Annotated in this window: 9 protein-coding genes; 7 read left to right on the top strand and 2 right to left on the bottom strand. The window is 42.0% G+C overall.

Annotated features, from left to right (window positions below):
• Positions 1–8: 8 nt before the first annotated feature.
• Positions 9–179, top strand: coding sequence for a hypothetical protein (locus LC574_RS13460; RefSeq protein WP_229453989.1), 171 nt, complete (start codon positions 9–11; stop codon positions 177–179).
• Here LC574_RS13460 and LC574_RS13455 read toward each other — a convergent pair.
• Positions 166–1,644, bottom strand: coding sequence for a cation:proton antiporter (locus LC574_RS13455; RefSeq protein WP_229453988.1), 1,479 nt, complete (start codon positions 1,642–1,644; stop codon positions 166–168). The genes LC574_RS13460 and LC574_RS13455 overlap by 14 nt on opposite strands.
• Positions 1,645–1,934: 290 nt before the next feature.
• Between LC574_RS13455 and LC574_RS13450 the strand changes: the two genes are divergently transcribed.
• Complete coding sequence (locus LC574_RS13450; RefSeq protein WP_229453987.1) at positions 1,935–2,681, top strand: SIMPL domain-containing protein; 747 nt, start codon at positions 1,935–1,937, stop codon at positions 2,679–2,681.
• A 119-nt stretch (positions 2,682–2,800) separates the two neighbouring features.
• A complete protein-coding gene (locus LC574_RS13445) occupies positions 2,801–5,812 on the top strand; it encodes a hybrid sensor histidine kinase/response regulator (protein ID WP_229453986.1) in 3,012 nt (1,003 codons plus the stop codon).
• A 199-nt stretch (positions 5,813–6,011) separates the two neighbouring features.
• On the opposite strand, the gene LC574_RS37980 is transcribed toward LC574_RS13445, so the two are convergent.
• Entirely contained in the window at positions 6,012–6,137 is a 126-nt protein-coding gene (locus LC574_RS37980) for a hypothetical protein (RefSeq protein ID WP_267871516.1), read from the bottom strand.
• Between LC574_RS37980 and LC574_RS13440 the strand changes: the two genes are divergently transcribed.
• The 4 genes from LC574_RS13440 (at position 6,129) to uvsE (ending at position 8,830) form a co-directional block, all read left to right on the top strand.
• Entirely contained in the window at positions 6,129–6,548 is a 420-nt protein-coding gene (locus tag LC574_RS13440; protein ID WP_306422113.1) for a hypothetical protein, read from the top strand. The two genes, LC574_RS37980 and LC574_RS13440, sit on opposite strands and share 9 nt — an antisense overlap.
• Positions 6,549–6,709: 161 nt before the next feature.
• Positions 6,710–6,934 carry a hypothetical protein gene (locus LC574_RS13435; protein WP_229453985.1) on the top strand — a complete coding sequence of 75 codons (225 nt, stop codon included), beginning with the start codon at positions 6,710–6,712 and terminating at the stop codon, positions 6,932–6,934.
• 45 nt (positions 6,935–6,979) lie between these two features.
• Positions 6,980–7,600, top strand: coding sequence for a Uma2 family endonuclease (locus LC574_RS13430; protein ID WP_229453984.1), 621 nt, complete (start codon positions 6,980–6,982; stop codon positions 7,598–7,600).
• Between the two features lie 270 nt (positions 7,601–7,870).
• The gene (uvsE, locus tag LC574_RS13425; RefSeq protein ID WP_229453983.1) at positions 7,871–8,830 is read left to right on the top strand and encodes a UV DNA damage repair endonuclease UvsE; all 960 of its coding nucleotides are present in this window, start codon (positions 7,871–7,873) and stop codon (positions 8,828–8,830) included.
• Positions 8,831–8,923 lie beyond the last annotated feature (93 nt).

Raw genomic sequence — 8,923 nt, 5'->3', positions numbered from 1 at the left:
AATAAGTTTTGGGCATTGGGCAGGGGGAGGATGAGGGAGATGAGGGAGATGAGGGAGATGAGGGAGATGAGGGAGAGTTATTGAACAAGTTTCTTCCTATTCCCTATTCCCCATTCCCCATTCCCTATTCCCTATTCCCCATTCCCCATTCCCGATTCCCAAAGATTAGCGATCGCTAGATTCTGGGGTTACTTCCAAATTGCCACTGTCATTTGATGCTGGCACTCTTGATTGAGGTGGTTCAATTACCAGCGAGGTTCCAGAGGAACCATCTAAAATCAGTTTGTCTGAACCTGAATCCGCAGTTTTTGGGTCTGGAAATACAAATCGTAACAAAGGAGGAGCTAAAAAGGTTGTCAAGATAACCATCATGATGATTGCTGCCCCTAATGGTTTCGAGAGAGCGCCACTGGCTGCGCCGACACCAGCAAACACTAATCCAACTTCCCCTCTAGGAATCATCCCCACACCGATCGCTAAACGGTTGATTTCCGGTTGACCAAACACGCTTAAGCCTGTGATTACTTTACCGAGAATGGCTACTGTGATCAGGAAAGTTGCCATAATTAAACCTTCCCGATTATCGGGAATTGCTGGGTTTAAAACTCCCAAATCGGTTTTTGCCCCAACAGTCACAAAGAAAATTGGCACTAACATATCGGCAATGGGACAAACTTGCGTTTGCAGTTCTTTGCGCTTCTCTGTCTCTTCTAGGACTAAACCCGCCGCAAAAGCTCCCAAAATTGCTTCTAGGTGGATGACGGCGGCAAGGTATGCCATAGCAAAAGCGAAGATGAATGCTGGTATCACCAGTCCACCGCGTGTTTTGAGTTGATCAGCGATCGCTACAAAGGACTTATTGAAAACATTCCCTAGTAGGATTGCTCCCAAAATAAAACCAGTGGCGCTGATAATCAAATAAATAACTTTGCTCACATCCACCACGCCATCTTTAGCTAGGCTGGCAACTACCGCTAAAACGATGATTCCCAAAACGTCGTCAATTACGGCAGCACCCAAAATAATCTGCCCTTCTTTAGAATTGAGTCGCCCCAATTCTGACAGCACCTTAGAAGTAATCCCAATACTAGTGGCAGTCAAAGCCGCCCCGGCAAAAATTGCGGGTACAGCAGCAATTCCAAATAAAGTCATCAGTCCCACAGTACCAGCTGCAAAGGGTACTGCTACCCCCACTACTGCGACGACGGTGGCTTGGATACCAACTGCCATTAAATCTTTTAAGTTCGATTCCAAGCCGATTTCAAACAGTAGGATGATCACACCCAATTCTGCCAAAACGGAAATGACCTCAGACTGCGCTGCAAACACGGCTGGAGTGGCTTCAGGCGTTAAACCAGCAGTGATTTGCAGGAAGGACATGATCAAAGAGTTAGAACTGTCTGTGCCGCCCTCTGGAAACACTAAAAGGTGGAAAACAGAGATGCCAACTGCCACACCACCTACGAGTTCGCCTAAGACAGGCGGTAAACCCACTTGGTTTGATAACTCTCCACCAACTTTGCTGGCGAGATAAACGACTACTAAGCTTAGTAACACTGCTGCTACTACCATTGAACTGTCTGCGGCTTGTGTTGCGGTAGCCAGCAGAGGAAAAGAGAAGCTGATTGGATTTAACAAATGCATGGGTTTCGTGAAAATCCTTCTCTTTGATTTTGACGCGTTTCTGAAAAACATCCTATGGAAATGCTATTGGCAGCTTATTTAAATTAATTTGTGTTTTTTAGTTTCCAAAAATGTAACCATTTCAGCTTTTGACGATCGCAGTGTCAAAGTAAGAACATACAAATCCTATCTAGCGATCGCACTTGAGTTGTGAAAAACTTGTGGTGACTGTTGACTCTCAACAGCCACCAGAAGATTGCTACATACGCTTATTAAAAACATCTCTGGATACTTTGAGGAGTGCAAATCTTATGACTAGAGCCGTTTTACCCGGTTCTCAGTTTCCCAATGGAAACTTGTGGAAAATACTGCCTTTAGCAATGATATTATGTGTAACTTTTACACTGCCTACATTGGCACAAGAAAAAGAGAAATTATGGCGAACTCTTAGTGTCAGTGGTCGCGGAGTAGAAACAATTCCTACAACCCTAGCCCAAGTCAGTTTAGGAGTGGAGATTCAAGGGAAAACAGCCCAGGAGGTACAGCAAGAAGCCGCCCGGAGGTCATCGGCTGTAGTTGCGTTCCTCAAGAGCCAAAATGTTGAAAAATTACAAACTACTGGTATCCGACTTAATCCAGTTTACAGCTACACGAATAATGTGCAGAAGATTACAGGCTATGCTGCTAATAACATTGTGAGTTTTCGCATTACCACCGAGAAAGCTGGTACATTATTGGATGATGCAGTGAAAGCGGGTGCAACAGAAATTAATGGTATTAGTTTTGTTGCTAATGATGAAGCGATCGCGGCTGCTCAAAAACAAGCATTAAAAGAAGCTACCCAAGATGCCCAACAGCAAGCTGATGCTGTTTTCAGTGCCTTGGGTTTCAAATCCAAAGAAGTGGTGAGCATTCAAGTTAATAATGCCAGTGCGCCTCCACCACCGATGTTTTTAAGGGCTGAGGCTTCAAAGTTAGCCAATACTGATGCTTCCACCCCTATCGTTGGTGGTGAACAGCAAGTAGAAGCATCGGTGACGCTACAAATTAGTTATTAGTCATTAGTCCTTTGTCATTTGTCATTTGTGAGGGCAAAGGACTAATAATCAATACCCAATGCCCAATGCCCAATGCCCAATGCCCAATGCCCAATGCCCAATGACTATTAACAAAAACTATGTTACAAGACAAAGAACTAGAAATCCAGATGCAGTTTCTGGAAGAAGCAATTGATTACTTAAATACCTTAGAAGGAGTATTACTAGAAATCGATACTAGTAACCGCATTGATTTAGATAAAATCAATGCTGCACTCCGGGCCGCTCATTCTATCAAAGGTGGCGCGGGGATGATGGGATTTAAATCCCTAAGTCATTTAGCTCATCGTTTGGAGGATTCCTTTAAAGTTTTAAAAACTAAAAAAAATTCTCTCGAAATTGATACTCAGTTGCAAAGTTTATTGCTATCTGGAGTTGACTGGCTGCGTCAGATTGTAGAATTGCTTGCAGAAGGAAATGTTGTCGAAGATCAGTGGTTAGCAACCTTTTGTTACCCAATTTTTGATGAGTTGCACGATCGCTTGGGTGATCCTACCCCTGAAGATGCCTCAACCATGCTATCCCCAGAAGATGGCCAAGACGTTATCCCCTTACTATTTGGCACAGAAGTAGAAGAATGTTTGCAGCGTCTAGAATCTATATTGGCAGATAGCAAACAGCCCGGATTGCATGAAGAAGTTGTCATAATGGCAGCAGAATTGGGCGGTTTGGGTGAAATGCTCCAGTTGGCAGCTTTTACCAAGCTTTGTGAGTCAGTAACCCAGCAATTGGAAACTGTTAGCAGTTCGCGCATTCCTGAAATTGCCCGTTTAGCATTGCAAGCATGGCGGCGATCGCAAGCTTTGGTGCTGACGAATCAATTAGATAACTTACCTACAGAACTTGACTTCAATAGTAGTTATACCCAATCTCAGCCACTATTACCAGCAGAAATAATACCACATATTGCCACAGACACAGAAGTAGTGTCAACATCTGTTTGGCCACTAGAAAACATTAGAGAAAATTGGACTAATCATGAAGCAATCGCTGCTAATTTTACATTTGTAGATGTAGAATTTGCCGATGATGTTAATGCTACCAATGTCACTGATCATAATACAATATCTGCTAGAGAAAATATTCCTCCAGATGCCAGATATGGCGAAGGTAAAGGGGAGCATGGCGTTGCTAAAGAGCGGGAAACTCACGAAAATAGCGTCCGAGTTCCCAGCAAACAACTAGAGCAAATTAATGATTTATTTGGCGAACTGATTGTCCAGCGAAATGGGTTAAACTCGCAACTAGAAAGATTACGCAAACTCGTTCGTAACCTCAACCAGCGAGTCCAAGTTCTCGACCGCGAAAACCAGGCATTACGGATAGCTTATGACAAAATTTCTACTCAAGCTGGGATGTCGGCTGGGGTGCGGGTACAAGTTGAAAATAACCAACAAACACAAGGTATAGAGAGAGAATTTGATACTTTAGAAATGGATTGCTATAACGATTTAAACCTGCGATCGCAGGAAGTTATGGAAACCATTGTTCAAGTACAGGAAGTAACAACTGATGTGCAACTCAGTGTAGATGATACAGACCAAATTGCTCGTAAAATAAATAAAACATCCAAACAGTTACAAACAAAGTTAAATCACATCCGAATGCGGCCTCTGTCCGATTTAATTGAGCGTTTTCCCAGAGCCTTGCGCGATTTAAATGTAGAATATGGGAAAAATGTTCAGTTAAAAATTGAAGGTGGCAACACTTTAATTGAACGCAGCATTTTAGAAGCTTTAAACGAACCTTTAATGCATCTGGTAAGGAACGCTTTTGATCATGGTATCGAAGACTCTAACACCCGCCGCCTTCTAGGTAAACCAGAACAAGGATTGATTGAAATTACAGCTACTCACCGCAGCAATCGCACCCTCATTACTATCCGTGATGATGGTTGGGGCATTTCTTTAGAGAAAATTCGCACCCGCGCCTTAGCTATGGGATTGGATGCTTCTCTACTCGCTAATGCTACTGATGAAGAACTGTTATCACTAATTTTTGAACCAGGTTTTACCACCTCCGAACAAGTCACAGCATTATCTGGTCGCGGTGTCGGCATGGATGTAGTTCGTAACAACCTCAAACAGATTCGAGGAGATGTCAAAGTTGATACGGAACCAGGAGTTGGTACTACCTTCACCCTATCACTACCATTTACCCTTTCCGTTGCACGAGTTCTGCTGGTAGAAATCAACAAAATGCTATTGGCATTTCCCACAGATGTCATTTCAGAAATATCCTTACTCCAAGACGAGCGAGTTTTCCAAATGGCAGGTAGCGAAGTCCTAAATTGGCAAGGAAACATGCTGCCATTAATTCGCTTGACTCCTTATTTAGAGTTTAATTGCCTGCGCTACGATCGCTCAGAATTAGAAACTCCGGCAGCAATTAATGCTAACAGCGTTTTAGTAGTTAAAGGTAATAATCAGCCAGTAGCAATCCAAATAGACCGTTGCTGGGGTGAACAGGAAGTTGCGATTCGCCAAGTGGAGGGAAATATACCTTTACCTGAAGGCTTCAGCAACTGCACAATTCTCGGTGATGGTCGAGTAGTGCCACTAGTTAATGTCAATGAGTTGCTGTATTGGATTGCTACAAATCGGCGGACTCCTAAAGGTACTCAATTACCATCAGCAAGGTTAAAAACACCGTTCCTGATTTTTGATGAAGACAAAATCTCAGCAGCATCTGTTAAACAGAAAGGCACAATTTTAATTGTAGATGACTCAATTAACGTTCGCCGCTTTTTAGCCCTGACCCTTGAAAAAGGAGGGTATCAAGTAGAGCAAGCTAAAGACGGTCAAGATGCCTTAGACAAACTCCATAGTGGATTGAAAGTAGAGGCGGTAATTTGTGATATTGAAATGCCTCGCCTTGATGGTTATGGCTTTTTAGGTAAGGTAAATTCAGACGTTAATACAAAAAATATTCCTGTTGCAATGCTGACTTCTCGTAGTAGTAATAAACATCGGCAATTGGCAATGCAATTGGGTGCTAAGGCTTACTTTTCTAAACCTTATAACGAGCAAGAGTTACTGCAAACGTTGGAGGAAATGATTTGTACTGTTGCAGAAAAGGGCGCGTCTAATTAATAATTCATAACTAGGTTTCATATATTTTCGTAGGGTGCGTTAGCTTTTGGCGTAACGCTCTAGTGCCTTGGCGACTAGAAGTCGCGGCTACACAAACAAAACCCGCCTGCGCGGGTTAAGAAACTGAGTTATGTCAGTAATAATTGCCTAGCTTTTGCGTCATACTGTTTGTGTGAATTGAAATAATTTCTATATAAACTCAATTTGTAGTGAATTTATTGAAAGCGACGGGAAACTCCATCCCAAGAGTGGGTGTTCCGGGATAGTCGCCCCGTCGCTTGGGGCATAGGGCATAGGGCATTGGTAGTTTCTTCCCATGCCCCATCCCCGATTCCCCATGCCCAAAAACTCCATCCCCTTGTGGGTGGAGTTTTTTATGGTAACTGTAACACTGACTGCTGTTGCTACTGCGATCGCAACTACACTTTGGACTAAAGCACAAGAGAAAATCGGCGAAAACATTGGTGATGCTACATGGACGCTAGGTGGTAAGTTAATTAGCTCAGGTCAAATCAAGGTGGCATGTAGCTTAGGGAAAATTGACCCTGGCAATGAAAAGGCGATCGCTAGCGACGTTACAAATAAATTTGCAGTAGTAACGATAGCTTGCCCATTTGTTCCAAAGATAGAGGCAGATGTTACGAATATTGGTATGTTAGCAACAACAGTTAGAGCATTTGCTATAAATGCGTACTCATTTGCTGCAATTACTGTCGCATTCATAATAAATGCTTAAAATTTAATCAAACAAATTAAGCATTAATTATAAATGGATACTCATTTACAGCAATTGTGTACTCATTTATAACAAATGCCGTCGCATTCATAATAAATGCTTGGCTGGCAGCATCTAGCTTAGGGTAAATCGACCCTGGCAGTGAAATTGCGATCGCCGCCTTGATGCAACTGCTGCAATCAATTACTGTGGATGACGACACCCGTAGGCAGGTAGCATATAGGTTAGGGAAAATTCTACAGAATAATAAGCATCGCTTTGAGGTAGTCAAAGCTTTAACTGGTTATTGGCGATTGGATGATGAGTACTACAATTTAGCCTGGGAATGCGCCCAGAATATGACTTACCCCGATGGCACTGGCAACGATGAGGCTATTCTAAAATGAGAGTAAGTAGCGATCGCTTTCTAAATTAGATCAGCATAGAAACCAATGACTCAAGCCTTAACCAAACCCATAACCTTTGATGAATTTATTAAATGGTATCCAGAATCAGAGATACGTTATGAGTTACATGATGGAGTAATTGTTGAGATGCCAAAACCAAGGGGAAAACATTCAAGAGTAGCTGGCTTTGTAATTAAGCAACTCAATATAGCTATCAGTAACTTAGATAAAGAAAATATTTGGTTTATCCCCAGAGAATCTATAGTCAAAACTTTAGATAAAAAATCTGGATATGAACCAGATATTATTGTTTTGGATGAAGAAAAGATTACTGATGAGCCAAGATGGGAAAGTGAGTCGATTATTGAAAATGCTAGTTCTATAAAATTAATTGTAGAAGTTGTCAGTACAAACTGGCGAGATGATTATTTTAGAAAATCTTCTGATTATGAGGAGATGGGTATCCAAGAATATTGGATAATTGACTATGCTGCTTTAGGTGGTAGGCGGTTCATTGGTAATCCTAAGCAACCTACTATCTCAGTTTATCAACTCATTGAAGGAGAATATCAAATAACTCAATTTAGAGAAGATGAGCAAATTGTTTCTTCTATATTTCCTACTTTTAATCTGACTGCAAATCAAGTTTTTAATTGTCGTCTGTAAAAGACTATTGCTAAATTAATTATCACCCAAGCAGAACGCCACGAAAAGCGATCGCTCTTTAAAATCTAATACCAATTCTGTATGAAGATGCGTAGAATATTAAACGAACCGCCAAGTACGCCAAGAGCGCCAAGAATAGAGAGTTACTCATTTAGTGCAGCTTCACATTAAATTGGTATAAGACTTCATTCTTTAGATACTCGTAAGCTAGTAGTAAAACTTGTTTAGATTAAAGAATGGCTCAAAGCAGGCAACAGTTAGTATTAGCTAATGACCGTAATCGAGTTTCAAAATTTACCTAATGCACAGCAGTGCCACAAAAATAAACTGCCCCATTTAGGGCTAGTTTGCATCACCTCTGACAAAAAAGTGCGCTTTCGGACAATGACGCGCACCCGATACTTAAAACTTTCCCTTAGCGATCGCCAAAGCGCCCTAAGTGAACTGTATCGGCATAACTTACAGCGCTTGCATGACGCCCTTTCCTTTTGTGAGCAGAATCAAATTCAGCTTTACCGGATGTCTTCAGCAATATTTCCTCTAAGTGACTTAGAAGACAAAATCGGCGCAAATATATTAGAAGCAATGAGCGCTGATTTAGCAACAATCGGTCAACGAGCAAATGCATTGGGCATAAGAATGGTGTTGCATCCAGATCAATATGTAGTGCTGAGTTCTGATTCTCCCGAAGTGGTACAAGCAAGTATTAATAATTTAGCAGGACATGCACGTATACTTGACTTACTGGGCTTACCGCGATCGCCTTGGTCATTGATGAATATTCATGGTGGCAAATCTCAACGGGCTGAACAACTAGTAAAAGTCATTTCCGAACTACCAGAAAATATCATTTGCCGCTTGACTCTAGAAAATGATGAATACGCCTATAGTGTCGACGAAATTTTAGCAGTATGTCAGCAAGCTAGCGTGCCAATGGTATTTGATGCCCATCACCATATTTGCCACGAAAATTTAGATAGCTACGATCATCCGAGTGTCGCATCCATGTTTTACGCCGCAGGAGAAACTTGGACAAATCCAGATTGGCAATTAGTCCATATTTCTAATGGTGAGCAAGCTTTTAATGACAGAAAACACAGCAACTTGATTACGGATATGCCCAACGTCTACCACCAATCACCGTGGATCGAAGTCGAAGCCAAACAAAAAGAAGAAGCGATGCCTTCGGCGAGCTTCGCTTACGCCTACCGGTTGTCATCAAGCTCTTAAAACAAGCATACCCAACTTTTCCCCCATTCGGCCAGTGTCCCAACCAATATGCGGTCGCTAAAACTCTAGATATGCCTGGCATTATCAAACGCT

The sequence above is a fragment of the Nostoc sp. CHAB 5715 genome, from assembly GCF_020829685.1.
Classification (GTDB): Bacteria; Cyanobacteriota; Cyanobacteriia; order Cyanobacteriales; family Nostocaceae; genus Nostoc.
Note: the sequence above shows the minus strand (reverse complement) of the source record. Positions and strands in the feature narration are given on the sequence as shown.

What these genes read in the sequence shown, in the direction of transcription:
- LC574_RS37980 (WP_267871516.1), bottom strand. Translation starts at nt 6,137, where the DNA reads ATGGGGCATGGGAAGAAACTACCAATGCCCTATGCCCTATGCCCCAAG.
- LC574_RS13445 (WP_229453986.1), top strand. Translation starts at nt 2,801, where the DNA reads ATGTTACAAGACAAAGAACTAGAAATCCAGATGCAGTTTCTGGAAGAA.
- LC574_RS13440 (WP_306422113.1), top strand. Translation starts at nt 6,129, where the DNA reads ATGCCCCATCCCCGATTCCCCATGCCCAAAAACTCCATCCCCTTGTGG.
- LC574_RS13455 (WP_229453988.1), bottom strand. Translation starts at nt 1,644, where the DNA reads ATGCATTTGTTAAATCCAATCAGCTTCTCTTTTCCTCTGCTGGCTACC.
- LC574_RS13430 (WP_229453984.1), top strand. Translation starts at nt 6,980, where the DNA reads ATGACTCAAGCCTTAACCAAACCCATAACCTTTGATGAATTTATTAAA.
- uvsE (WP_229453983.1), top strand. Translation starts at nt 7,871, where the DNA reads ATGACCGTAATCGAGTTTCAAAATTTACCTAATGCACAGCAGTGCCAC.
- LC574_RS13450 (WP_229453987.1), top strand. Translation starts at nt 1,935, where the DNA reads ATGACTAGAGCCGTTTTACCCGGTTCTCAGTTTCCCAATGGAAACTTG.